Annotated in this window: 21 protein-coding genes and 1 tRNA gene; 14 read left to right on the top strand and 8 right to left on the bottom strand. The window is 40.5% G+C overall.

Translation table 11 applies throughout. The features are described 5' to 3' along the window. Positions 1–157 precede the first annotated feature (157 nt). The 4 genes from AC1DRQ_RS06115 to AC1DRQ_RS06130 are packed head-to-tail and all read left to right on the top strand — an operon-like array spanning position 158 to position 2,749. Positions 158–652: a hypothetical protein gene (locus tag AC1DRQ_RS06115; protein WP_477422903.1), complete on the top strand. Its 495-nt coding sequence runs from the start codon at positions 158–160 to the stop codon at positions 650–652. Between the two features lie 13 nt (positions 653–665). Next, a complete protein-coding gene (locus tag AC1DRQ_RS06120) occupies positions 666–1,292 on the top strand; it encodes a hypothetical protein (protein ID WP_477422904.1) in 627 nt (208 codons plus the stop codon). Continuing rightward, positions 1,268–2,050: a sensor histidine kinase gene (locus AC1DRQ_RS06125; RefSeq protein WP_477422906.1), complete on the top strand. Its 783-nt coding sequence runs from the start codon at positions 1,268–1,270 to the stop codon at positions 2,048–2,050. The genes AC1DRQ_RS06120 and AC1DRQ_RS06125 overlap by 25 nt, the downstream gene beginning before the upstream one ends. Positions 2,051–2,092: 42 nt before the next feature. Further along, positions 2,093–2,749: a response regulator transcription factor gene (locus AC1DRQ_RS06130; protein WP_429399049.1), complete on the top strand. Its 657-nt coding sequence runs from the start codon at positions 2,093–2,095 to the stop codon at positions 2,747–2,749. A gap of 16 nt (positions 2,750–2,765) precedes the next feature. On the opposite strand, the gene AC1DRQ_RS06135 is transcribed toward AC1DRQ_RS06130, so the two are convergent. After that, positions 2,766–3,662 (bottom strand): AraC family transcriptional regulator, encoded by an 897-nt coding sequence (locus AC1DRQ_RS06135; RefSeq protein ID WP_477422908.1) that lies wholly within the window; start codon positions 3,660–3,662, stop codon positions 2,766–2,768. A gap of 125 nt (positions 3,663–3,787) precedes the next feature. Here AC1DRQ_RS06135 and AC1DRQ_RS06140 point away from each other — a divergent pair, with 125 nt between their 5' ends. Beyond that, the gene (locus tag AC1DRQ_RS06140) at positions 3,788–4,609 is read left to right on the top strand and encodes a phytanoyl-CoA dioxygenase family protein (RefSeq protein ID WP_477422909.1); all 822 of its coding nucleotides are present in this window, start codon (positions 3,788–3,790) and stop codon (positions 4,607–4,609) included. Positions 4,610–4,929: 320 nt separating this feature from the next. Here the strand turns inward: AC1DRQ_RS06140 and AC1DRQ_RS06145 are convergent, their stop codons facing one another. The 6 genes from AC1DRQ_RS06145 to AC1DRQ_RS06170 are packed head-to-tail and all read right to left on the bottom strand — an operon-like array spanning position 4,930 to position 11,304. Further along, a complete protein-coding gene (locus AC1DRQ_RS06145; RefSeq protein ID WP_477422910.1) occupies positions 4,930–5,922 on the bottom strand; it encodes an L-histidine N(alpha)-methyltransferase in 993 nt (330 codons plus the stop codon). Positions 5,923–5,942: 20 nt separating this feature from the next. Next, positions 5,943–7,094, bottom strand: a complete 1,152-nt coding sequence (egtB, locus tag AC1DRQ_RS06150) for an ergothioneine biosynthesis protein EgtB (RefSeq protein ID WP_477422912.1) — start codon at positions 7,092–7,094, stop codon at positions 5,943–5,945. A 4-nt stretch (positions 7,095–7,098) separates the two neighbouring features. Next, positions 7,099–8,670 carry an ABC transporter permease/substrate-binding protein gene (locus tag AC1DRQ_RS06155; RefSeq protein WP_477422914.1) on the bottom strand — a complete coding sequence of 524 codons (1,572 nt, stop codon included), beginning with the start codon at positions 8,668–8,670 and terminating at the stop codon, positions 7,099–7,101. After that, positions 8,663–9,625: an ABC transporter ATP-binding protein gene (locus AC1DRQ_RS06160; RefSeq protein WP_477422916.1), complete on the bottom strand. Its 963-nt coding sequence runs from the start codon at positions 9,623–9,625 to the stop codon at positions 8,663–8,665. Before AC1DRQ_RS06160 ends, AC1DRQ_RS06155 begins: the two co-directional genes overlap by 8 nt. Positions 9,626–9,635: 10 nt before the next feature. After that, positions 9,636–11,021 carry a mercuric reductase gene (locus AC1DRQ_RS06165; protein ID WP_477422917.1) on the bottom strand — a complete coding sequence of 462 codons (1,386 nt, stop codon included), beginning with the start codon at positions 11,019–11,021 and terminating at the stop codon, positions 9,636–9,638. Position 11,022: 1 nt separating this feature from the next. After that, complete coding sequence (locus AC1DRQ_RS06170) at positions 11,023–11,304, bottom strand: DUF427 domain-containing protein (protein ID WP_429399041.1); 282 nt, start codon at positions 11,302–11,304, stop codon at positions 11,023–11,025. Positions 11,305–11,498: 194 nt separating this feature from the next. Between AC1DRQ_RS06170 and AC1DRQ_RS06175 the strand changes: the two genes are divergently transcribed. From AC1DRQ_RS06175 to ahr, 8 genes are all read left to right on the top strand, one after another. Beyond that, positions 11,499–11,570: transfer RNA gene (locus tag AC1DRQ_RS06175), tRNA-Glu, on the top strand. A 142-nt stretch (positions 11,571–11,712) separates the two neighbouring features. Then, positions 11,713–12,315, top strand: coding sequence for a peroxiredoxin (locus AC1DRQ_RS06180; RefSeq protein WP_477422919.1), 603 nt, complete (start codon positions 11,713–11,715; stop codon positions 12,313–12,315). 193 nt (positions 12,316–12,508) lie between these two features. Further along, positions 12,509–13,678 carry a GmrSD restriction endonuclease domain-containing protein gene (locus AC1DRQ_RS06185; RefSeq protein WP_477422921.1) on the top strand — a complete coding sequence of 390 codons (1,170 nt, stop codon included), beginning with the start codon at positions 12,509–12,511 and terminating at the stop codon, positions 13,676–13,678. 697 nt (positions 13,679–14,375) lie between these two features. Beyond that, entirely contained in the window at positions 14,376–17,429 is a 3,054-nt protein-coding gene (locus AC1DRQ_RS06190) for an ABC transporter permease (RefSeq protein ID WP_477422923.1), read from the top strand. 175 nt (positions 17,430–17,604) lie between these two features. After that, positions 17,605–20,253 carry a phosphoenolpyruvate synthase gene (ppsA, locus tag AC1DRQ_RS06195; RefSeq protein ID WP_477422925.1) on the top strand — a complete coding sequence of 883 codons (2,649 nt, stop codon included), beginning with the start codon at positions 17,605–17,607 and terminating at the stop codon, positions 20,251–20,253. A gap of 236 nt (positions 20,254–20,489) precedes the next feature. Next, the gene (locus tag AC1DRQ_RS06200; protein WP_429398994.1) at positions 20,490–21,071 is read left to right on the top strand and encodes a Crp/Fnr family transcriptional regulator; all 582 of its coding nucleotides are present in this window, start codon (positions 20,490–20,492) and stop codon (positions 21,069–21,071) included. An 85-nt stretch (positions 21,072–21,156) separates the two neighbouring features. Beyond that, positions 21,157–21,888, top strand: a complete 732-nt coding sequence (locus tag AC1DRQ_RS06205) for a hypothetical protein (RefSeq protein ID WP_477422927.1) — start codon at positions 21,157–21,159, stop codon at positions 21,886–21,888. A 370-nt stretch (positions 21,889–22,258) separates the two neighbouring features. Further along, positions 22,259–23,281 carry an NADPH-dependent aldehyde reductase Ahr gene (gene ahr / locus AC1DRQ_RS06210; RefSeq protein WP_477422929.1) on the top strand — a complete coding sequence of 341 codons (1,023 nt, stop codon included), beginning with the start codon at positions 22,259–22,261 and terminating at the stop codon, positions 23,279–23,281. Positions 23,282–23,432: 151 nt separating this feature from the next. Here ahr and AC1DRQ_RS06215 read toward each other — a convergent pair whose 3' ends face one another. Beyond that, the gene (locus tag AC1DRQ_RS06215; protein WP_477422931.1) at positions 23,433–24,431 is read right to left on the bottom strand and encodes a GlxA family transcriptional regulator; all 999 of its coding nucleotides are present in this window, start codon (positions 24,429–24,431) and stop codon (positions 23,433–23,435) included. Positions 24,432–24,627: 196 nt separating this feature from the next. Here AC1DRQ_RS06215 and AC1DRQ_RS06220 point away from each other — a divergent pair, with 196 nt between their 5' ends. Continuing rightward, positions 24,628–25,119 (top strand): SRPBCC family protein, encoded by a 492-nt coding sequence (locus tag AC1DRQ_RS06220; RefSeq protein WP_477422933.1) that lies wholly within the window; start codon positions 24,628–24,630, stop codon positions 25,117–25,119. Positions 25,120–25,272 lie beyond the last annotated feature (153 nt).

A 25,272-nucleotide genomic window follows, 5' to 3' on the forward strand; every position in this document is an offset into this window, starting at 1 on the left:
TAGGTTATTCATGTGTATATGTAACTATCTGTTTATGATAGTGTTATGTGGTTAATTTTAGAAAAATAGGGTTTGGGGTGGCTTGTTGGCTTGTTGAAATAATAGCTTATTAGTGTTAGTTTTATGAACTAAATCCCTAACCTATATTAATTAAATCATGGAAACAAAAGAAACAGAATTACAAACAAAACAAAAAAGAGGAGTAATTACAGGCGAAGAAGGTGGCCCTATTGAACTGGAAAAAGCGGCCAGCTGGACAGCAAATCATCGTAACCGGCATTCTAAAGATGCTACCATCTCCCAATTTTTTGGGCAGGTAATACTAAACAGGATATTACAACAGGACGGCTGCCTGGGCATCCGTATTTATTATGCCAATAGCCAACATCTGAGCGGATGGCAAAAGTTTTTTGTAGCTGTTGGCAATTTCTTTATTAAAGTTGTTGCGAATGCCGAAGGAGAACAACGCTTTGTAATAACCGGTGTTACTGAAACTGGAGAGGATATTTTACCAGGGGGTAACGATAAAGCCGCGGTTTCATCAGAAGTGCATACATACAAACTCGTGCAAAGTGTAGTTGGAGATCAATCTATGCCTTGCCCAGGCGCTGCTGGATGTCCTTCAAATGTTTTGTCGGGTACAACAGTGTAAAGTTAATAAGCCTGTGAATTATACATTACAAATACTTTCGATAATATCTGGTGTAATTCCGGTAATTACCGCAATGTTTAATTATGGGCAAATTGATAAAACGTTAAAAATATTTACTGCTTATTTATTGGTTTCCTTTATTTTTGATGTTAGCTTTTGGCTTGCCCCACTCAATGGGACTCAAAATGACATGCCAATGGTACACTTATATTTAGTTATCAGCCTTGGATTTTTTTCTACCATATATTATCAGCTGTTTTTTAAAGCAGTTTTAAAAAAATTAACATTGGCGCTTAGTGCAATAGCTTTACTCATCATTTTGTATAATGCAATTAAAATATGGGACTATCCATCTGTATCAAATACTGCATTAAGTATTTTTCTTATTGTTTTGTCATTGGTATATTTTTATCAATTACTTAACCGGCAAGAATTTGTGTATATTGAAAAACAAGGACTGTTTTGGATGAATGCGGGGGTATTGTTTTATTCTTCTGTAAATATCTTTTTCTTTATGCTTTTATTTCAGCTTCCAAAAGAAGTGCGGTCAGATGTTTATATGATACACAGTTCAACTAACATAATTGCTAACTTGCTATACTCAACAGGATTACTTTGCAAACCACAGAAAACAACCTGATCCCGGTATTAATTATCGGGACTTTGGTAGTTGTTGTATTAATTACTTGTTTGTTTTTCTTCGTGATCATTTATCAGCGTAAAATGATAAAAAGTCAGGTAGAATTACGCGCTATGCATGATCGGCGGCAAAGCGATTTGATGAACGCTGTTTTTGAAACACAGGAGAGCGAACGCAAACGCCTTGCCGAAGATCTGCATGACAGTGTTGGGCAGGTACTATCGACCATAAAACTTAATTTGCACCGGCTCGATAAAAATTGTGTGAGCGAAACTACCCAGCCCCTGCTTGTTGATACCCGCAAACTTACTGATGAGTGTATACAAGAAATACGGAATATTATACACAACGTTTTGCCACCTATACTTACCGATTATGGCTTTTTAGTGGCGCTTGAAGCCCTGAGTACTAAAGTTGAACAGTCCACGCATATCACGGTAAAGTTTGATAAAAATATTACGCCCCAACGGTTTCCTACCGAAATTGAGCTGGCACTTTACCGTATAGCCCAGGAGCTTTTTGGTAACGCCATAAAACATTCGGAAGCTACTATTATTCACCTGTCGGTAAGCAAGGAAGCTGGTTATATGATCATGGAGTTTAAGGATAATGGTGTGGGCTTTAAGCTTGACGAGGTTAAACAGGGCTTTGGTATTAAAAACCTGGAGAGCCGTGTGCAGCTTATAAATGGCGAAATTAACATTTACAGCAAGCCCCTGAGCGGCACGCTAACAACCATAAAATTAAAAATAGCATAGTTTGTATCTTTAAACTATATTTAGCCAACTATTTGTTATACAATGGGTACAATTAAATTAGGCATCATAGACGATCATAAAATTTTCAGGAACGGGTTAAAGGCGACGTTAGAAGATTGTGAGGATTTTGACCTGGTACTTGAAGCATCAAATGGCAAAGAGCTGATGGGGCTGCTGGCCACCAAAACTCCTGATGTGTTATTAATGGATATAAAAATGCCGGAGATGGACGGCATTCAAACAGCCACCTATGTGCACCAGCATTACAGGGACATTAAAATACTGGCACTATCCATGTTTAATGAGGATAAGTATATTGTTGATATGATGAAGGCCGGGGCATCGGGCTATTTACTTAAAAATGCCGAACCCGAGGAAATCATTGAAGCTATATCAACCGTTTATCATAAAGGGTTTTATTTTAATGAACACCTGTCCATAACCCTTATTAAACAATTGGTGGTTAATGACCATGCCGAAAGTATAAACCATAACAAAGCCGATCTTAACGAGCGTGAAATAGAAGTACTGAAGCTGGTGTGCCAGGAATGTTCAAACCAGGAAATAGCCGATAAGATTTTTCTGAGTGTGCGTACCGTTGAGGGTTACCGGGCCCGTTTGTTTGAAAAAACATGTTCAAAAAACCTGGTGGGTTTGGTTATATACGCTATAAAGCGTGGTATCATTAATGTTTCCTGAACGCCACTATTGCTCCTCAGGCAGATTGTTTTTTATCTCCGGATAGCAGGTTACGCATAAATCTTTTACGGTAATTGAGCGGACTCAGGTTCATTTTAGTTTTAAACATTTTGTAAAAGTGCGATACATCGCCAAAGCCGCTTTCAAATGCTATTTCTGATATTGGTTTATCGGTTTGTACCAGTTGCTGTATGGCATAGTTTAACCGGTATTCAATTATGGTTTCCATAAACGTTTTGCGGGTTACCTTTTTAAAGTATTTACAAAACGCATTGGTGGTCATGTTGGCTATACTTGCAGCCGCATCCAGCGATACCTGTTTTCTGAAATTTTCAACCAGGTAAGCCAATACCGGATTTATACGTTCGCGTTCGGCCAGGGAGCGTTCAGCAATTACCCGGTGCTGATCAAGCAATATATACTCGTCTGACGAGGCCATGCGCTGCAATACCTCCAGCAGGTTGATGAGGATCCTGAAATTGCTTTTTTCATCAATCAGGTTTAATAAAAGATTTTTTACATCTTCCTGGGTATCTGAGTGGAACAAAATGCCGCTACCGCTTTTTTGAAAAAGCTTTTTAATATGTTGTAACTCAAACTTGTTGAAAAAATCATCCCCTAAAAAAGCGTCGTTAAATTGAATAACAATGGCGCTGGCTTCTTCGGGGAGTATTTCGCCTGCTTCCAGTTTCCAGCAGTGGGGCAGGTTTGGGCCAAGCAGCACCAGATCGCCCGAAACAAAATCGTCCATATGGCTGCCAACATATCGTTTGCCGCTACCTTTTATAACGCATGTTAGCTCATACTCTTCATGAAAATGATATGGGGCATCAAATGCCAGTTTATCAAATTTCCTGACCAGGAATGATTGACTATTTGCGGGTTGAAGAACTTCGTAAGAGGCCTTGATCATTGCATATTTTGGCGTAAAAATTAAATTTGCGTAAGTTAAGGATAAAATACCCCACAATTACGCCATTTGTTTCATTTTTCTTAACATAAAGATAAACTTACTTTGAGAAATAAACTAAAAAAATTATGAATACACAGGTTTCTTATTTACCGGGGTTGGATGATTTTAAAAAATTGCCGGATGAACGCGTTCAGGAGTTCCGGAAAAAGGGGCATACTTTGATTCAAAATGTGCTTTCGGCAGACGAGATAGCGGCTTACAGACCGGTAATTGTTGGCGCTGCCGACAGGTATAATACCGAAAAACGTAAACTGGAAGAACGCGATACTTATGGAAAAGCCTTTTTACAGATCATGAACTTATGGCAGGTTGATAAGGATACTAAAAAATTTGTAATAGCCAAACGCCTGGCAAAAATGGCGGCCGATTTAATGGGAGTTGAAAATGTAAGGATATACCACGATCAGGCTTTATTTAAGGAGCCGGGTGGCGGCCCCACCCCATGGCACCAGGATCAATACTATTGGCCAATTGATACCAATAATACGGTTACCATGTGGATGCCCCTGGTTGATATAGATGTAGAGATGGGCATGCTAACTTTTGCATCAGGATCATATGTTAACGGGGCTGTGTTTAATCATGAAATATCAGATGAGTCAGAAACGTTATTTGATGATTATGTACGAGATAAACAATTTGATATTAGTCGGGCTAAAACCATGAAAGCCGGTGATGCCACCTGGCACCGTGGTTTTACCATACATAATGCGCCAGGTAATAACTCTGATAAAATGCGCGAGATAATGACCATCATTTATGTAGCCGATGGTGCGCGTATTACCCCATACAAAAATGAATGGCAAAAAAATGATCACGAAAAATGGTTAATGGGTAAGCCCATTGGCGGTTTAATTGATTCAGAGCTGAACCCGAAATTGCTTTGAGTTTTTTTGCCTGAACCGTTATTTTTTTGATGTTATTGATTTCGCTGACGAAAGTGGTGACAGTATTTTGTCAATAATGTTGTATGTGTAAACGCTTTATTATCAGGCGTTAATTGGTGTTCACCAGCGTTCGCGGGTGTACATATGAACGCTTTCGGGAAAGTTTATTACACAAAAAAGCCCTTGATCCGTCAATTGACGAATCAAGGGCTTTGATTTAAGATTGGGCACCGGCCTGCTCTCCCACGCTTTACCGCGATCTTTTATTATTTAGGAAAATCATGTCAATCCTTAAATCCTAAAAATCCTGGTTCAGACAATTATGCAGCTATCCAAATAGCATCAATGAACCATTTTTTGGTATCAAAAAATTGACCTACCGGGGCAAAGCCTGTGTTGATAGCTATTTGGTCGGTTTGCATGATGGTGAATTTTTGAGATATTTCCATGTAAATGTACTCGTCTTTTAAAAAAGCAATAGTTTCTTTACCGTTGATAGTTACCTGCTGATCTTCAAGGCTGATAAGGTAGCTTTTACAAGCACCTGATTCGGGATCATAGGTGGGGTAATGGTCAAACTTTGTAACATCAAAATTAGCATTCAGTTCGCGGTTTATGCGCTCCAAAAGGTTTAAATTAAATCTTTTAGTGATACCTTCTTTATCGTTATAGGCGGCCAGTACAACTTTGGGATCCTTTTTTAGATCCATGCCAATCAGCGCCATATCGCCTTGAGATAAGTGCTTGCGTAGCTCGCGGCAAAACTCAATAGCATCACTTATAGGCATATTACCGATATTTGAACCTAAAAATAAAACCACCTTACGTCTTGACGAAATAGACGCGGCCTTTTCCAGCATATCAAAATACTCGCCGTTAAGCCCTGTAATTTTTAAGCCTGGTAACGTAACAGGTAATGTTATATTCAGGTACGATATTACATTCTCAGAAATATCAATTGGCAAATAAGTAAAATCGGCTTTTTTTGATACCAGATATTTAAGCAGGTAGGTTGATTTCATGGCATCACCGGCACCTAACTCTATCAGGTCAAAGGCATCGCCATCAGCAATTATAGCCTCGCCTATCTCAGCGGTTTTTTCTGAAAATATTTCCAGTTCGCAATCGGTTGGATAATATTCAGGACTGTTCATCAGCTCCTGAAAAAGCTTATCGCCATTGGCATCATAAAAATACTTTGAATTTAACCGCTTGGGCGTTGATTTTAACCCGGCTATCACATCATTATAAAACAAGTCGGTTTTTGTTTTTAATGAGTCGTTCAGTTCTGTTTGTACTAAGGTTGAGTCCATATCTCCTTATTTTGAGCAATTTACCTTGCAAGCCTTATGCCAGTAAATTGCCAGCGTAAATGTGTTTGAAAAAAATTACGGTAAGTGATGCGGCTATGTCCCGGTGATGTAGCCTCTGACGCACCACGTAATACTTTCTGGTTCACCATAAATTTACCATTATACTCCCCAATGGCACCAGGGGCTTTTGCAAAGCCTGGGTATGGTAAGTATGAACTTTCTGTCCACTCCCAGCTTTTGCCCCAGCTAAATTGGGTTGCAGCAGCTTCCCACTCAAATTCAGTTGGTAACCTGAGGCCTTTCCATGCAGCGTAAGCATAAGCCTCAAAATAACTGATATGGCAAACCGGATCTTTTAAATTAACCGGCTCCAGGCCATGAAAGGTATAGTTGCACCATTCACCATCTATAAAATGCCAGTAAAGCGGCGATTCAATTTTATTGGTTTTAACCCAATCCCATCCCTCAGCGTGCCAGTGGCGAAAATCGTGATAACCGCCGCTGTTAATAAACTCCAGGTATTCGGCATTGGTTACCAGGTTGGGGCTAATTTCGTAAGCGTTTAAATAAACCTTATGGCGGTTCAGTTCATTATCAAAGCAAAAACCTTCGCCAGTGAAGCCTATATCATATACCCTCTCGGTCATCTTAACAAATTCAGCACGATCAACTTCATCAACCTTTGGCGATACATAGGTTGTTGAATAAGCTGGGAATAGCGGGTTATGGCCTAAAATATATTTGATATCGGTTAATAATAGCTCCTGATGCTGCTCTTCGTGATTAAAACCCAAAACAATAAGTTCTTTAACATCATCGGCGGGTTCGGCAGTCAGGAATTTTTCCATGGCCTCATCTACATAGGCCCGGTACTGGTAAATATCGTTAACAGTTGGCCGGCTTAAATTACCCCTGTCTGTACGGATAATCCGGTTGCCAACGGTTTCATAATAACTGTTAAATACATAATTGTAGTTGAGATTAAACTCCTGATAGCCCATAAAATAAGGTTTCAGGATAAAAGTTTCAAAAAACCAGGTAGTGTGCCCTATATGCCATTTAGGCGGACTAACATCAACTACGGGCTGTACCACATAGTCTTCTGTTTGCAATGGGCTGCAAATATACTCTGTTCGCTGGCGCACTTTTTTATAACAATCGGCTAAATTCATTGAACTACTTACTATTCAAATATCGTTTGAGGTTAGAAATTGTTTTAATATTTAAACTTTTTGCCTGCTGTTTTCTCATCATTAAAGCATAGGCATTATTAAAGCCGATAGGCTTTAGCCATTTTACCTGATACTTTGTTTTAAATTCCTGTTGCACATAATTGTAAGTGCTATCCTTGTTTTTTGTTACCTCGGTAATAATTTGGGGCGGTGCCTGCAGTATAGCCAGCAAGCCTGTCCCAGTGTATTCGGGGTAAAAATCTATTTGGTCATTAGTTAAAGCATCAAAGCAAATTTTGGTACCGCCAAGGCCTGTTTTTGTTGATACATCATAATTGGTATAACCCTTTATTAACATACTGTACATGTTGGCCAGTATATACTGCTCGCCAAATATTTTTGAGCCGATACGTACTACGCCATCATTGCCCTCGCGTGACGGCTTCCAGAGCTGATGAGCCACTAAAAAATCCTTGGCCACCCGCTCCGGGGTTTGGTGAAGATAGTCAGTCCGGTAATTTAAATCGGTCATAACTGCATCATTTATTTTGCCAGATAGCAGATTTAAGGTTTTTTCGAGGTCGGGGAATTTTCTGAGCGCATCCTCACGCGCAATAGGCGCGGCATAATACGGCGGGAATATGCCCTTGTCGTCATTTAAAACTACCAGGCCATAAGCCTTTAAGCGCCCATCGGTTGAGTAGCCGCTGATCACGTCCAGTTGTTTTTCATAGGCGGCCTTGTACATCACCGCGTCGCTGATCACAATGGTATGGATCTTTAAACCATATTTGCTCTCGAGGCCCAGATTGCCATCCTGCCTACCCATAAATTCGGGAGTAAAACCAGCCGTAAGTTTTCCCCCATAGGCTGTCGGAATAAAATAAAAGGATGATAGCAATACCAATAGAACGGGTAATGCATAAGTGCTTGCTTTTATTTTTTTAAAGTTGAGCTTTTGCACCCTTGATAATAGGAAATCGAAAATAATGGCTAATAATGCAGCCGGAATAGCCCCTGCCAGTATCATATTGGTATTGTTAAGGGATATGCCGCCGAAAATAAACTCACCTAAGCCACCTGCAGCAATATACGAGGCCAGTGTTGCCACGCCAACATTAATAACCGTGGCGGTACGAATACCGGCCAAAATAACCGGCATGGCCAGGGGTAGATCTACCTTAAACAGTATTTGCCGCTTGCTCATGCCCATGGCCACCGCCGCTTCTTTTACCGATGCATCAACCCCGGTAATGCCTGTGTAAGTATTACGGATAATGGGTAGCAACGCATACAACAGTAAAGCCACAATAGCGGGTTTGGCGCCGATGCCTAATAACGGTATCATAAAACCCAGCAGGGCAATGCTCGGAATAGTTTGCAGGATACCCGCGATACCTAAAACCGACCCTGATAGTTGCCTTTTACGGGCGATGAAAATTCCAAGAGGCAGCCCAATAAGTACGGCAATGAAAAGCGATATAAAGGTTAGCCCTATATGCTGCAGGGTTTGTACGGCAAGCTTATCAGCTTGCTGCTGCATAAACTCAAACAGGGTTTGCTGCTGCTCATTCATGCGCTTGTTTATTTTTGTATTGATTAAAAGCCGACATCAATTGCTCAAAAACAATGGTTTTTATTTCATTTTGATTTTTGCTGATGGTGATAGTTTCGGCACCTGCAAACCTGAACGTTTCAAGGGTTGCCCACAGATCTGTACTGGCGGGTAATGTTGATACATTTATTTGTTTATGCCCGTCAGGTAGCAGATCCCAAAGATCAGTTAACCTGATGGCTTTAAACTCCAGTTGCAGGCGCTGATCTTTTAAAAAATCTTTTATAAACTTATTGGCTGGTTTAAACAACAGATCGGCAGGGGTGCCTGATTGAATGATCTTGCCCTTATCCATAAGGCATATACGATCGCCCAGTTCAAAGGCTTCCTGTACATCATGGGTAACCATGATAATGGTTTTTCTTTTGAGTTCATCAAGCGCTTTAAATTCTTTATGGATATTTGCCCGGGTAACATTGTCTAATGCGCCAAAAGGTTCATCCATCAACAAAACCGGTGGATCAGAGACCAGGGCTCTGGCCAGGCCAACGCGCTGCTGTTGCCCGCCGCTTAATTCATTAGGATAAACGTTACGATAATCGGCAGACAGGTGCAGCTTTTCCATCAGTTCGGCTAAGCGTTTTTCTGTCTTCTTTTTATCCCAATTTAGCAGTTGCGGTACAATAGCTATGTTTTCGGCTACAGTATAATGCGGAAACAGGCCATTGTTCTGCAAAACATAGCCAATGCTGCGCCGTAATGTTTCAGGATGCTCATCGGCTATGTTTTTACCATTAATAAAAATGTTGCCGCTGGTTGGTTCAATAAGCCGGTTGATCATTTTTAACGTGGTGGTTTTGCCGCAACCACTGGTACCCAACAGGATCAGGTTTTCCTGATCCTGAACCTCAAACGTGATGTCGTCTACCGCATTAACCTTGCCAAAATGTTTGCTTACACCATCAACCTTTATCATAAGCGCTAAACTAATCTTCCAGGGTCATAAACAGGTTATTCAATGATTCGGAATAAAGTGGATGGGCAAATACACAATAGCGTATCCTGTCGTAGGTAATGCCGCCTTCCATGGCCATTTGCAATACAGTCATGATTTCGCCGCCTTCGGGGCCCAAAACAGTAACCCCTAATATTTCTTTGGTTTCTGCATCAACTACAGCCTTCATAAAACCACGGGTATCGCCGGTTTCAATGGCACGGGCAACGTGGCTCATGGGCAGTTTGGCAACTTTATAATTAAGCCCTTGTTTTTTAGCTTCCGTTTCGCTGATGCCTATGCGGCCCAGTTGCGGATCGGTAAACATGCAGTAAGGTACTGGTCTGTCGTTAATGTTCAGATCCTGTTTTTCAACCAGGTTGCGATAAACTATGGTAAAATCGTTATAGGAGATGTGGGTAAATGCCGGACCGCCATTAGCATCGCCCAGACCATAAATACCCGGAGCTGAAGTTTCCAGTTTATTGTTTACCTTAATGTTCCCTTTTTCGTCGGTAACAACGCCTGTGTTTTGCAGATTGAGCGCTTCTGTTTGGGCTGTACGGCCAACCGCAATTAGTACGTGGCTGCACTTGATTTTTTGCTCCACGCCATTTGTTACTATGGTAGCCGTTATTTTACCGCCTGCTTTTTGTTTAAATCGGATAGCCTGTGTATTGTTATGTATAACTATCGATTCGGCCTCCAGTATTTTTTGCATTTCAACAGAGATATCCTCATCTTCATGTGCTACTATTCTTGCCGACTTTTCCAGAATGGTAACCTTGCTACCAAACCTGCGAAACATCTGCCCAAACTCCAAACCAATATAGTTGCCTCCCAATACCAATAAATGTTCCGGAACATAGTCCAGATCAAGAATGGTGGTTGAAGTAAGGTATTCAATATCGTTTATCCCTTCAATTTCGGGAATAAGGGGCTTGGCACCGGGGTTTAAAAAGATAAGATCGGCCTGCAGGGTTTGTTTTTTGCCATTATTGAGGTTTACCGAAACTGTTTTATCACCTGTAAAAGTAGCTTCGCCAAATAAAACGTCAAGATTTTTTGTTTTTTCGGCAGCACGCAAGCCCCCATTTCTTGACCTAAGCACAATATCATCCTTACGCTTTTTTATTTGTGGCATATCAACCGAAAACTTTTTCACAGGTACGCCCAGATCCGCGCTTTTACCCGCCATATACGCCGCCTTTGCCGATGCCACCCAGGTTTTGGTAGGCGTACAACCATCATTTACACAGGTACCCCCGTAAAACCGTTTTTCAATGAGCACGGTTTTTTTACCTGCGTGGGCCAGTTTTTTTGCTAAGGGCCCCCCAGCCTGGCCGGCACCTATGACAATGGCATCGTACTTTTTCATATTATTCAGTTATTTTAACACCTTTCCAAAAGGCAACATAATTGGTTATATGGGTTGCAGCTTCTTTAGGCTGTGGATAATACCAGGCCGCATCCGGGTTTTGTTTGCCGTTAACATTAAGCGTATAATATGAGGCCAGGCCCTTCCAGGGGCAGGTTGTATGGGTATCAGTATTCTCCAGGTATTCAGCCTTTACGCTTTCCAAAGGGAAGTAGTGGTTGTTTTCAACCACTATGGTATCATTACTTTCGGCTATAACCTGATCGTTCCAAATTGCTTTCATAGGGAGATGTTTATTTATTTATAAAGATAGCTTTAACATGGCCAGAATTACAATGACGAAGGCACGATTTTGTTAAAAGAACTCTAAAATAACGCATGTTTAAGGGCGTAGATATTTTTTTTAAAATTTATTTTTAATTTATCGGTAAAGCTATATCTTTGCAATCCCAAAACAAGGGAAACAAAATAAAAAAAGGCCCGTTCGTCTAGGGGTTAGGACGTTAGATTTTCATTCTAGAAACAGGGGTTCGATTCCCCTACGGGCTACAAAGCCGCTTTACGAAAGTAGAGCGGCTTTTTTATTACTGTGCAGCTGCAATTCACAGTAATATTTTGATGACAGACAACCTTATTCTGTAGACTATCGTAGCTTTGATAAACACTCATTATAAGTTTAAATCAATCAGCCATGATCAAAAAATATTATTGCCTGTCTTTTTTAGTTTTCAGCTTTTCGCTCCTAACAACCCTGTCTGGCCTTGCCCAATCGAAGATGCTATCAAAAGGAGATGCAGCGCCAGTATTTACTGCTCAAGCCAGCCTGGGGGGCAGTGAATTTAATTTTTCGTTGAAAAAATCCCTTGCTAAAGGACCTGTTGTGGTTTATTTCTACCCTTCTGCCTATACCGGTGGCTGTGATGCAGAAGCACATGCTTTTGCTGAACTTAAAGATAAATTTACAACGGCAGGAGCTACCATTATCGGTGTATCTGGAGACGATATTAAGCGACTGAATACATTTTCTTCTGATCCGAATTACTGTGCAGGCAAGTTCGCGGTTGCCTCAGATGCCGGAGGTAAAATTGCAAAAACCTATGGCCTTGTCATGACACCACCAAAGCTTGGGATGAAAGACGTGCGTGGTATAGAGGTTAACCACGGTTTCATCCCACGAACTACTTATGTCATTGGTAAAGACGGTAAAATTGCGGCTGTCTTTTCATCAGAAACTGATCACATTTCAGCTACTGACCATGTTGAAAAATCGTTAGCGATTGTAAAAGGGATGTAATTCACGGGTCCCGGATTCAATATTTGTCCTGCTCTCATTAGCGAATAGGACGAGCATTAAGACGCTAAACGTTTTAAATCAGCAAGAAAACGGTTCGATATCTTTCCCGTACGGGCTACTAAGCCGCTTTACGAAAGTGAGCGGCTTTTTTTATTTTATATATTTATACTTCTATAAGATTAAATCTATTAAGATGCTAAGAAGTGAATTAAGATATGCCATATGGGTGGCTCATGGGAAAAGAGATGCATATAGTGGTGATAGGATAGAGAATTTTGAGGACTTGGAGATAGATCATATTATCCCAAAATCGACAGACAAAATATTACTCCAGGAAAAAATTTCTAAATATGATTTAGGCACTGATTTTAACCTGAATTCATTAGCCAATTTATTGCCAACTTCTAAGTTACTAAACCGGCAGAAATCACATTCCGCCTTTAATGAATCTTCTGAAAGATTTTACTTAGCTTATGCCAAGGAAAAAAAAGCAAAAATTGAAGACGAATGTAAAAAAGCAATCAAAAATCGTAAACTGAAGGAGAAAGTACAATTTGGGAAAAGCTATTCAATTGTTGACCATAACGAACCGACATTCAATCCATCGTATTTCAACTCTGATACATTGATTGTTCTAAATGCTCTTTTGCCATCGAAATTTATTGAGTTGGGCAGTTGTGCAATTGAGTTTTATGAGGTCAGTAACATGATCACATTAAATCATGACCAGATTGTGCATTTAATTGAGCGGAGCAAAGAATATACTCTAGAAGAAGTATTATTACATTATTATAATGAGAAAAGCGAAACAGCATTTGTAATAATTGGCACAAGTTCGCTTCACTTAAAAAAAGAAGCATACAATCAATTAGTAACCATTCTGAAGGATTTTTTAAGAGTATATGTGGAATTTTCACCACGGTTTAAAACGTTTATGGGTATTGGTAACCTTGAATTGTACCAATCGAGAGAATGCTATAAAATGACGACAATAACATCTGTAGAATGGGACTTCATAATTTCTTACGCTGCTCAAAATGATCATGATAGCTCAAATAATAATTCGTTCTATTTTAGTTCAAACTCCAACTGCTTAATTGCCGTTAATTCTGATGACCCAATTATCGTCTTTACACTATCACCGGTGTTTGAACGTGATAGGGTAACCTTAATATGGCACTTGCCGCACAAATATGACCGAAAATTTATTGAAGATGACAAAGTGTGGACTGCGCAGAGAACACTTAATTGGCTTTTGCAATTGCTTAAAAATAATAAAAACCTAAATGCACGGATAGAAACAAAACAATCAAAAACAATAAGAGGGTCAATATTTTCCAGAATAAGAAATAGTTTTAGGTAAAATGTACAGACTTTAGCCCAAGCCATTCCTCAACTTGCTGAGCTTTTTAAATCATCAAGAAAGCGGTTCGATATCTTTCCCCTACGGGCTACAAAGCCTCCAGCGAAAGTTGGAGGCTTTTCTGTTTTAATCTGCTTATTTGCGACAACGCCAACAAGGCTGGGGAAGCCAATGGCCTTATGTGCAATTCAAAACCGAATGTCCAATGTTCGCTTCCGTAACAGCAAATATTTCAATCGCCGTATAATTTTCTATATGCCAATATGTTGTAAATTTGGAACAGCCTTTGGGTTATCTAAATTACTTGAATCCCTATATACTCCATATTAACCTGTATGACCTGGCCTCCATGGGAACCCTGTTCTCGGGGCTTACACTTGCGCTGCTTTTAGCGTTAGCAAAAAGGGAAGGCCAAACAGCCAACCTGTTTTTAAGTGCAGCCTTAGCCATAGTGGCACTGAAGACTGGCGGGCTTTCACTGATTTTTTTACCTGCGCTGGGGCCGCTGTTGTACTTTTATGTGCGACAGCTAACAAACCCGCATCGGCATTTCCGCCGGAAAGATATGCTGCATTTTTGCCCTTTGCTGGTAGGGTATTGGATGCCGGACTGGCTGATTTTAATTTCGGTCATGATCTATTTGTACCTGTCGCACCGGCTGATACAGGATTTCTATAGCCGCTTGCGGCCGATGCTGATGGACAGGCCCCGTTTTGCTTTCAGGCGGCTGAATAGGGCGCTGCTCCTGCTTGGTTCGTTTTGCGTGTTATCGCTGTTTAGCGATATTTTCTATTTGGCTGTTGCCCTGGTGCTGATTGGAATGGCCGCGGACGCAATACTGAAACCGGATAGTAGTGTCCAGCTGGCAATGCCAATAACTGATAGATCAGATGCTAAGGAGAAAAGCCGGAGGCTAAAGGAAGCCGTGGCTGCAAATCGGCTCTACGAAGACGCCGAACTGACGCTGACCACATTGGCGGTTAAACTGGTAATCCATCCGCATGACTTATCCCGGATCATTAACCTGGGACTGGATAAGAACTTCAGCGATTTTATAAATGAATTTCGTGTGCGTGAAGTTGTCGGGAAAATGCAGGACCCGGCTTACGACCGGCTCACGCTGCTGGGTATCGCCTATGAATCGGGGTTTAATTCCAAAACGACTTTCAACCGGGTTTTCAAAGAGATGACCGGCAAAACCCCGGTGGAATATAAAAACGGCTTGAAAAAAGAGGTGCCAATTGATAAGTTGGCACCCCGGTCACCAACAAGGCTGGTAATATTGCGTTCAGAAAGCCCGCCAAATTGGGCTTATGAAAAATTAAACCGCAATTATATGTTTAGAAATTATTTAAAAGTTGCTTTAAGGAACATTTGGAGGAACAAGGCCTTTTCTGCTATAAACATAATCGGATTAGCATTGGGTTTGGCGATCTGTTTCCTTATTTCACTATTTGTAATTGATGAATTAAGCTATGATAAGTTTAATTTAAAGGCAGACAGAATTTTCCGTGTTAATGCTGACTTCAAAGTGAACGGAACTCAATTTAATGCCCGCGAGACCCCCCCTTCGATGGCTTCCATATTGGTTAACGAGTACCCACAAATTGAAAATGCGGTCCGCATTAAAAGTAATGGGAGAATTTTAGTTAAAAAGGGGAATGAGACCTTAAGCGAGGATAATTGTTTTTATGCAGATAATGCATTATTTGATGTGTTTACAGTACCTATGATTGCGGGAGATGCTAAAAGTGCTTTATCACAGAGTCATTCATTGGTAATTTCAGAGAATATTGCGAGAAAATATTTTAACCGTACAGATGTAATAGGTAAAACTATGCATTTGGATAATGCAACTGACTATAAAATCACTGGGGTAATAGAAAATACACCAGTACAGTCCCATTTGCATTTTGATTTTATTAAATCAATAAATGAATTACCCGATAGAAATTTCCCTGATTGGAGTAATATAAGTTACATTACTTACGTGTTGGCACGACCTGGTGTCACTCAAAACGAATTAGACAATTACCTCAAAGAAGCCACAAAGAAACATGCGGAACCTATTTTGTTGAGAGATCTTCATAGTTCATTGTCGGATATTGAAAAAAACAGCGGTCATTTTAGGTTTGTGACTATTCCCCTGACAAAAATTCATTTATACTCCACATTAACGGATGAACAGGAACCATCTGGCAATGCGGAATACGTTTATATATTTACTGTAATTGCCATTTTTATATTATTGATCGCTTGTATAAATTTCATGAACCTTTCAACAGCCCGGTCTGCTGGCCGTGCAAGAGAAGTAGGGGTTAGAAAGGTTCTTGGATCTAACAAAGCCCAATTAATTCGACAGTTTTTAATTGAATCAATCATAACAAGTTGCTTTGCAGTAGCTATTGCTTTTGTTATCGCTATTTTGCTGCTTCCATATTTTAATGATTTATATGGCAAGCAAATCACTTTTAGCTGGCTTACTAATATATGGTTTATACCTGTACTAATAACAATTACATTAGTGATTGGTGTTATTGCTGGCTTATATCCCGCATTTTTCTTGTCCGCCTTTCAACCTATAAAAGTGTTAAAGGKTAAACTGGCGGTTGGGTTTAAAGGCAGTATGCTTCGTAACGGTTTGGTTGTTTTTCAGTTTGCAACCGTAATAATTCTAATTGTTGGTACGCTCGTCATATACAAACAATTAAAATATATTAGCAATAAAAAGTTAGGCTATAACCGCGATCAGGTTTTGATATTAAAAAACACAAGCGCATTATTCCCGCATGCAAAATCTTTTTTAAACGATGTGATAAAAATGACGGGTATTAGATCAGGTACAATGACGTCTTGTCTTCCTACATCTATTAATAATTACACCCAAGTTTACGGAAAGGATGCGTCTTTAAGTAAAGACCAGACCATGGCATTGGCCACTTGGTCTGTTGATGAGGACTATATCCCGACATTAGGGATGCAAATGGCTGATGGCAGAAACTTTTCCAAACAGATGTTAACAGATTCCTCAGCTGTTATTGTCAATGAAACGGCTGCAAAAATGCTTGGGTACCAACAACCGGTAAATAAGTTTATTTATGGACCGGGTGGAGTTCCTTTCCATATTATTGGTGTAGTAAAGGATTTTAATGCGGGCTCATTACATAGTAAAATATCCCCCCTGGTATTTAGAAATGCATTAGATAACGGGGCTATGGCTTTTCGGGTCGAAACTAAAAACCTGTCAACGCTTATTTCTGAAATAAGAACGTTATATCATACAAAATACGCAAATATGGCCGGCCAGCCATTTTCTTATTCCTTCATGGATGAAGAATTTAATCATCTCTATCAGTCTGAGCAAAATATTGGAAGAATATTTATTTCATTTTCTTTTTTTTCAATACTGATCGCATGTCTTGGCCTATTTGGTTTAGTTACCTACGCTGCAGAACAACGCATAAAGGAAATTGGCATTCGAAAGGTGCTCGGTGCCAGTATAACTAACTTAATAATGATGCTTTCCAATGATTTTTTGAAGTTAATCGGTATCGCTGCCCTTATTTCTTTTCCGATTGCTTGGTGGGGAGTGAGCCTATGGCTTCAAGGCTTTGCATATAGGACAAGTATTAGCTGGTGGATATTTGCGGCAGCCGGGCTCGGCGCTATTTTGATTGCACTCATAACGGTGAGTTTCCAGTCGGTTAAGGCCGCGCTGGCCAACCCGGTCAAGAGTCTTCGGTCGGAGTAGCTATAAAATTCCACTTAAAAAATAGCACATAAAGTGCCCTCTCAACTACTCTTGTTGTAAGGATAACGTTCATATTTTCACCTTATTGCGCGAAAAAAAATATAGTTGAAAAACGTTATTTTAATACATCATACCTTATATTTTTGGTTTTGCAATCTCTAAAAAAGCCATCATTATGATACCGGAAAACAAAAAAGCAGAAGAAAATATGAAGACCCATATACTTGGTTTTCAGGAAATCGACAGATCAAAGTTTATGGTTGCAGGAGGCAAAGGCGCTAATCTGGGCGAACTATCCGGAATCAAGGGGATACGGGTACCGGAGGGTTTTTGTGTTACCACTGAAGCCTATAAAAAAATAACCGAAGATAACCAGGAGCTTAACAGCTTGCTGGATGAATTAACGTATTTTAAGGCAGAAGAGCGGGAAAGTATCAGCGAGATCAGCGCAAAGATCCGTATGGCTATAGAAAGAACCCTCATTTCTGAAGATATAGCAGAAGAGATTGCGGGTTATCTCACCAAATTCGATGAAAAAGATGCCTTTGCTGTGCGCTCCAGTGCCACGGCGGAAGACCTGCCGGCAGCATCCTTTGCAGGCCAACAGGATACCTATTTGAACATTATTGGAAAAGAGGCCATCCTAAAGCATATCAGCAAGTGTTGGGCATCGTTATTTACCGATAGAGCGGTAATTTACCGCCTTCAAAACGGCTTCGACCATCGTAAAGTGCACCTGTCTGTGGTTGTTCAAAAGATGGTGTTCCCGCAGGTGGCAGGAATTTTATTTACTTCCGATCCTATAACGGGTAACAGGAAAGTATTATCCATTGATGCCAGCTTCGGACTTGGTGAGGCTATGGTATCTGGCCTGGTGAATGCTGATAACTATAAAGTGTGTAACGGTAAGGTTATCGATAAAAAGATATCCACCAAGAAACTGGCTATTTATGCCTTACAAGATGGCGGTACGAAGGAACAGGAGATTGAGTCGGAACAGCAGAACAGGCAGGCGCTTACGGAGGAGCAGATCTTACAGCTGGAACGCATAGGGAGAAAGATCGAAGAACATTTCGGCAGCCCTCAGGACATCGAATGGTGTTTGGCAGATGATACGTTTTATATTGTACAGAGCCGGCCCATCACTACTTTATACCCGATCCCCGAAGCGAATGATCAGGAGAATCATGTTTATATATCTGTTGGCCACCAGCAAATGATGACTGACCCCATGAAACCGCTGGGATTGTCTTTATGGCAGTTAAGAGCCGGTAGGCCCATGTATAAGGCTGGCGGAAGGTTGTTTGTTGATGTTGCGGATAGCCTGGCTACACCTGCCGGCAGAGAAAATTTATTAGAGGCCATGGGACAACATGATCCGCTCATAAAAGACGCATTGCTGACCATAGTAGAGCGGGGAGGTTTTATAAAGTCGTTGCCAAATGATGAAAAAGGACCGGTGCTTGTTAAAAGCAATAAGGGTATGTCGTCCGCAGATATTTTGGCGCAAGTGGGAAACGACCCGGCAATCGTTTCTGATCTTATTAAGGATAGTGAGACATCGGTAGAAGCGCTAAAACAAAGCATCCAAACGAAATCGGGACCAGATCTGTTTGATTTTATTCTGGACGACATCCAGCAATCAAAGAATATGATATTTCATGCACAACATATGGGTGTGATCATGGCTGCAATGAATGCTTCAGCGTGGATCAATGAAAAGATGAACGAATGGTTAGGTGAAAAAAACGTAGCAGACATACTTTCTCAATCTGCCCCCAACAATGTCACTTCGGAGATGGGCCTGGAACTATTGGATGTGGCAGATGTGATTCGCCCTTATCCAAAAGTAATTGAGTATTTACAACAGGTAAAAGATGATAACTTTTTGGATGAACTGGTTAAGTTTGATGGTGGACAGGAAACCCGCGACGCTATTTATGCTTATCTCCACAAATACGGCATGCGATGTGCCGGTGAGATCGATATTACGAAAACCCGCTGGAGTGAAAAACCATTAATACTTGTCCATATGATTCTTGGTAACATCAAAAACTTTGAACCTGGGGCCGGCAAGCGAAAATTTGAACAGGGGCGACAGGAGGCTCTGAAGAAAGAACAAACGTTGTTGGATCGATTGAAGCAATTACGGGATGGTGAACAAAAAGCAAAAGAAACAAAAACAATGATCGACCTGATCCGGAATTTCGTCGGTTATCGTGAATATCCAAAATACGGTATAGTTAACCGCTTCTTCGTTTATAAGCAGGCTTTGCTGAAAGAAGTCGAACAACTCATACAAGCCAACGTTATTCGCGATAAAGAAGATACCTATTATCTTACTTTTGAAGAATTGCGCGAAGTTGTACGCACCAATAAATTGGATCAGCAGCTCATCAGCAAACGAAAAGACGAGCACAAATTATTTGAAAAACTAACTCCGCCACGTGTTATTACGTCTGATGGTGAGATCGTTACAGGTAAGTATAAACACGATGATCTCCCGGCCGGGGCTATTGCAGGGTTGGCTGTTTCATCCGGAGTGATAGAGGGACGGGCACGTGTAATCTTAAACATGGAAGATGCTGATCTGGAAGATGGAGATATATTAGTAACCTCATTTACCGACCCCAGCTGGACCCCGCTGTTTGTATCCATAAAAGGCCTGGTAACTGAAGTTGGTGGATTGATGACCCATGGAGCAGTTATAGCACGTGAATATGGCTTGCCGGCAGTTGTTGGAGTGGAGAATGCTACCAAACTGATCAAAGACGGACAACGGATCCGGGTGAATGGAACGAACGGATATGTAGAAATACTATAAATTAAGCTGCTTTTTGTTAGTGAAGGAAAAAGAAGGGAGCGTGGACTTGAGGACCGTGTTAGCAAACAAGACAATGAAATAACTTGGAAGATTTATGCAGATTATCAAGCATATTTAAAGACGCACAGTGTCGGTTTTATGCTGTTAATGAAGGCCAAAAGTGGTAAGATACCCGGATTTTTCGGCAGAGTTTATTACTTTTAACTTGTAAAAGAGGAGTTCACACAAAGCAAACGATGAATAAAGATAGTTTAATTCAGTTTATTCAACAGGTATTGCCAATGAGCCCGGCCAGGGCAGAGCAGGTGGTGGCCAAGTTTAAGCCGATGCAAATTGAAAGAAATGAGTATATTTTGGAGGCAGGCAAAGTTTGCAGCGAATCTCATTTTATTGAGAAGGGCGTTATCAGATCCTATACGTATGACCTCGAAGGCAATGAGGTAACAACTGCGTTTTATTCAAAAGATACTTTTACGAGCGACTTGCTCTCATTCTTCAAGAGAAGTCCTGCAAAAGAATATATCCAAACAATCACCGATTGTGAAACCTGGTATATAACTTACGATGATATGCAGGCAAGTTTCCATACCATCCCGGAGTTTCGTGAATTTGGACGGCTGAACATAGTGAATAACTATAGCACGTTGAAGGAAAGAATGTTGTCGATGTTGCAGGAAACGGCGGAACAGCGATACAACGATTTAATCAATTCGAGTCCGGAAATCTCTCAAAACGTGCCTTTAAAGTATATCGCCTCCTACCTTGGTATTACCGACACTTCGTTAAGTAGAATAAGAAAGGAGTTTACGAAAAAATAGCCTACTGCTGATTTCTTGCCATATGCTAAGTGTAAGCTGAGGCATTTGATTTTCCTTTGTCTTATTAATTAAAACAATATATCAAATGGCAAATCACGTATCAGGCATGCCTCTCTGGGCCGTCATATTATTTATTGCAAGTTTTCTTTATTCAATCGCTTTCATTACCAAACCGGCAAAACAGGCAGCGCTCGACGCTGGCATGACGCCGCGCAAATCAAGAAATATTCAGATCGGTATTTTTGACTTTTACTTTGTTTATCTCGTTTATGTTTCGGTGTTCGCCTTAAAAGGTGTGTTTGACGTCAATTCCTTACCGCCTAAAGTAATGGTTTGGGCTGGTATGCCGTTAATGGTCATCTTATTTGGATTTATTGGCAATACTGGATTATTTAAGACATTACTACGGTCAATTACACTCGAATCGCTAATCGCCGTACATGTATTCCGGGTTGTTGGCGTATTTTTTATTATTCTTTATTGCTATCACCTTCTGCCTGCAAAATTTGCTTTTTCGGCCGGCCTGGGAGATATCATTACCGCAATTTTGGCATTGCCAGTAGCAAAGATGGTTTCAAGGGGAAATCCATGGCGAATAACTGCTGTTTATGCCTGGAACATTTTCGGCATACTTGACGTCATTGATCTGCTTGTGATTGCGGTTATTATCGGTGCTAATGGTAATCTCCGGGAAATGACTGTATTTCCGTTTGTTTGGTTCCCCGCTTTTGCGCCCGCCACCATCTTATTTTTACACACCGCGGTTTTCAGAAAATTGCATCAGCTGAAAAATCCACAAACTATTCATAACGGTTAATAGTTGATTTTCTAAAACCGTTAAAATCGAATTCAGGTGTTCAAAGAATCTTTCATCGCTACAAAGCCTTCAACGAAAGTTGGAGGCTTTTTTTGTTATGGATAGTCTGAAGACTTCGGACAGCGAGTTACTTGGAAACCTGGTGAAGCGCATCCCGAACCTTATATAGCATTTTTTTTCATCGCTAAATTGTGATATAAAGTATCAATGTTTTTTTAAATTTATACTCAATAATCTATAAACCAACAAAATAACGCAGGCGCCCAAATGTTATATACTGCTTTATACAAATGAATATGCCCGGAACAGTAATGAATAACTTTTGTGTGCAGGTTTGAAACAATTATCTATAAACAAATAAAAATTCGTTATGTCAACAGTAAAAGCATGGGCGGCCCTTGAACCAGGCGCCAAACTAAAACCCTTTAATTACGAAATGGCTACCTTAACCACTGAAGAGGTGGAAATAGAGGTTGAATATTGCGGGTTATGCCATACGGACTTATCCTTTATTAAGAACGAATGGGGTACTATCCCATTTCCTTTGGTTCCGGGACATGAGATCACGGGAAAGGTTGTGGCTATGGGAGAAGTAGCCAAGCAAAAAGGACTAAAAATTGGCCAAAAAGTTGGTGTCGGGTGGAATAACGTAAGTTGCGGGCATTGTGCGCCATGCCTTGATGGAGACCAACATCTATGTTATGAAGTTAAAGCTACAATTTGGGGAAACCACGGTGGTTTTGCCAACCGGGTGAAAGCCCATTGGATTTGGACTGTACCGATTCCTGATGATTTGGATAGTGCGGATGCCGGGCCATTATTTTGCGCTGGTATTACCGTCTTTGCTCCGCTGATGGAATATGGGGTGAGGCCAACAGACAAGATCGGTGTTTTCGGTATAGGGGGATTAGGTCACCTGTCCGTCCAATTCTGCCACGCCTGGGGCGCGGAGGTTACTGCGTTCTCCTCAACGGAATCGAAGCGCGATGAGATCGTGAATCTTGGGGCTGATTATGTGGTTTCCAGCAGGAACACGGGTGACTGGGCATCGTTAAAGGGTAAATTTAACCTGATCATTATTACGGTGGCCGTGCCGTTGGACTGGGATAAAATCATTGAAATGCTTGCCCCGAAAGGCCGTTTACATTTCGTGGGTATCATATTCGAGCCGATACCTGTCTCCGTAGTCGCATTATTAGGAACACAGAAAGCAGTATCCGCCTCACCCGGAGGTTCAAGGGGCGTATTGGACAAAATGCTTCGTTTTGCAGCTCTGCACCATATTAAGCCAATGACAGAACATTTTCCGATGAGTAAAATCAATGAAGCCATTGAACACCTGGAATCTGGTAAGGCAAACTACAGGGTAGTGCTGGATGCCGATTTCGAATAGTAATAATTAATCGTTTTAGGTCTCTGAGAAAAAAGTTCGAGATTATACCACTAAAGGCTACAAAGCCGCTTTACGAAAGTAGAGCGACTTTTTTTTATAGGATCATGTAGTTATGGCCTGCTTAGAGCGGTAATTCTATTTTGCACTAATATTATTTATAGGTATTTACCGTTAACCCAGTTTTTCCATATTTTTTCTGGTATTCCTTTGGGTTTATGGCAACATGCCTTTTAAATATTTTTCTGAAAAAACCAATGTCATCATAACCACATTTCATCGCTATCTGCTCAATATTATCATTGCTGTTTTCAAGTAACTTTTTTGCTGCTTCTATACGTACACGCTGCAAATATTCAAGAGGTGTATTACTGGTAGCCCCCTCAAAACGGCGAATAAAATTCCGGATACTCATGTAGTATTCTCTGGCTAATTTTTCGATTGATAAAGTATGCTGATAATTTTTTTCAATAAAGATCTGTGCTTCCATAATCTTTTCATCGGAGTGAGTCCGTTGAAGCTGAAAAACCGAGAATGTATGCTGGGGTTGCTGATGGGTATTGATCATTAAGATTTTCGACACCGTGATAGCTTCCTCATGTCCAAAAAATTTTTCAATAAGGTATATCATAAAAGTGGTAAAAACAAAAGCCCCACCACAGGTATAAATATTGCCCTGATCAACAATAATTTTATCGTCCTCTACCTGTACTTCCGGATATTTTTGTCGAAACATATCAGCAAACCTTAAATTTGTTGTCACTTTTTTACCTTTAAGTAATCCGGTTTCAGCAAGTAAAAAAGCTCCTATGCAAATACTGGCTAAATCAGCATTTTTTGTGTGCTGTTGCTTTAACCAGTCAATAAGCATGCGCTCGTGATTTACAACATGATCAATTTTTGCAGAACGCATAGCAGGAATGATCACCAGATCATATACCTGTTCAATTGCCAGTTGCTCTTCTTTACCTGTATCTAATGCTTTGCGCCATAACTTTTTTTTATACGCTCTTATATAATCAATCCCTATATTATGTTTTAAAGAGCTGTCTGCGAGCAAAGGCTGCACATGATTTAATGTGCTCCATATTTCAGCCGGGCCGGTTACACAGGTAGCAACAGCGTGTTCAAAATTAAGTATTGCTATGCGCATAAAAATACTTTGAGATAAAACTGATCAATAAGTATAAAGGTATTCTTCATGTGGCAATATCAACTAATTTAATTGTCATTTCTGCCACGCTAATATCTCTGCAAATCCATCTAATTTTGACTTATTAAAGTTTCTGACTTTTATAGTTGCCTGAAAAACAGGTAACGGCAGAATAAAACATAAATCCATAAAAAAAATGAAAACATCAGATTTCACCACTACCTTTTTGGTAGATCAGACCCCGGAAGAAGCTATCAATGCCATCAAAAACATTCGCGGATGGTGGTCAGAAGGAGTTGAAGGAAGTACAGACAAACTTAATGATGAATTTATCTATCATTATAAAGATGTTCATTACTGTAAAATGCAATTGATTGAACTGGTTCCGGATCAAAGAGTGGTTTGGCTGGTACTTGACAATTATTTCAAATTTACTGAAGACAAAAGCGAATGGATAGGTACAAAACTCGTATTTGATATTTCGCGAAAAGATGATCAAACAGCGGTCAGGTTCACGCACGCGGGTTTGGTTCCTCAATATGAATGTTATGAGATATGCCGAGAAGCATGGACCAATTATATACAGAACAGTTTACGCAACCTGATTACTACCGGCAAAGGCGAACCTAACCCCAAAGAAGAAGATGGCTTTAATGCAGAGTTGGCTCAAAAATGGAAACTTGTATAATGATATCCAATTTCCTGGGATACGTTTCTCGCGAGCCTGCAGGCTTACCTTACAACAGGTAAAGGCTCGCCCTTTTTGAAACTGCAGGCAACAAAAATTGGGAAGAAAAAAAAGCAATAGGTTAGTTATATCTGCCGAATTTGCTTATACTGG

The organism is Mucilaginibacter sp. P4_E8, assembly GCF_056401495.1.

Excerpts from the sequence above, each read along its gene's own strand:
- AC1DRQ_RS06115 (WP_477422903.1), top strand. The coding sequence starts at position 158 with ATGGAAACAAAAGAAACAGAATTACAAACAAAACAAAAAAGAGGAGTA.
- AC1DRQ_RS06130 (WP_429399049.1), top strand. The coding sequence starts at position 2,093 with ATGGGTACAATTAAATTAGGCATCATAGACGATCATAAAATTTTCAGG.
- AC1DRQ_RS06135 (WP_477422908.1), bottom strand. The coding sequence starts at position 3,662 with ATGATCAAGGCCTCTTACGAAGTTCTTCAACCCGCAAATAGTCAATCA.
- AC1DRQ_RS06140 (WP_477422909.1), top strand. The coding sequence starts at position 3,788 with ATGAATACACAGGTTTCTTATTTACCGGGGTTGGATGATTTTAAAAAA.
- AC1DRQ_RS06145 (WP_477422910.1), bottom strand. The coding sequence starts at position 5,922 with ATGGACTCAACCTTAGTACAAACAGAACTGAACGACTCATTAAAAACA.
- egtB (WP_477422912.1), bottom strand. The coding sequence starts at position 7,094 with ATGAATTTAGCCGATTGTTATAAAAAAGTGCGCCAGCGAACAGAGTAT.
- AC1DRQ_RS06155 (WP_477422914.1), bottom strand. The coding sequence starts at position 8,670 with ATGAATGAGCAGCAGCAAACCCTGTTTGAGTTTATGCAGCAGCAAGCT.
- AC1DRQ_RS06160 (WP_477422916.1), bottom strand. The coding sequence starts at position 9,625 with ATGATAAAGGTTGATGGTGTAAGCAAACATTTTGGCAAGGTTAATGCG.
- AC1DRQ_RS06165 (WP_477422917.1), bottom strand. The coding sequence starts at position 11,021 with ATGAAAAAGTACGATGCCATTGTCATAGGTGCCGGCCAGGCTGGGGGG.
- AC1DRQ_RS06170 (WP_429399041.1), bottom strand. The coding sequence starts at position 11,304 with ATGAAAGCAATTTGGAACGATCAGGTTATAGCCGAAAGTAATGATACC.
- AC1DRQ_RS06180 (WP_477422919.1), top strand. The coding sequence starts at position 11,713 with ATGATCAAAAAATATTATTGCCTGTCTTTTTTAGTTTTCAGCTTTTCG.
- AC1DRQ_RS06185 (WP_477422921.1), top strand. The coding sequence starts at position 12,509 with ATGCTAAGAAGTGAATTAAGATATGCCATATGGGTGGCTCATGGGAAA.
- ppsA (WP_477422925.1), top strand. The coding sequence starts at position 17,605 with ATGATACCGGAAAACAAAAAAGCAGAAGAAAATATGAAGACCCATATA.
- AC1DRQ_RS06200 (WP_429398994.1), top strand. The coding sequence starts at position 20,490 with ATGAATAAAGATAGTTTAATTCAGTTTATTCAACAGGTATTGCCAATG.
- AC1DRQ_RS06205 (WP_477422927.1), top strand. The coding sequence starts at position 21,157 with ATGGCAAATCACGTATCAGGCATGCCTCTCTGGGCCGTCATATTATTT.
- ahr (WP_477422929.1), top strand. The coding sequence starts at position 22,259 with ATGTCAACAGTAAAAGCATGGGCGGCCCTTGAACCAGGCGCCAAACTA.
- AC1DRQ_RS06215 (WP_477422931.1), bottom strand. The coding sequence starts at position 24,431 with ATGCGCATAGCAATACTTAATTTTGAACACGCTGTTGCTACCTGTGTA.
- AC1DRQ_RS06220 (WP_477422933.1), top strand. The coding sequence starts at position 24,628 with ATGAAAACATCAGATTTCACCACTACCTTTTTGGTAGATCAGACCCCG.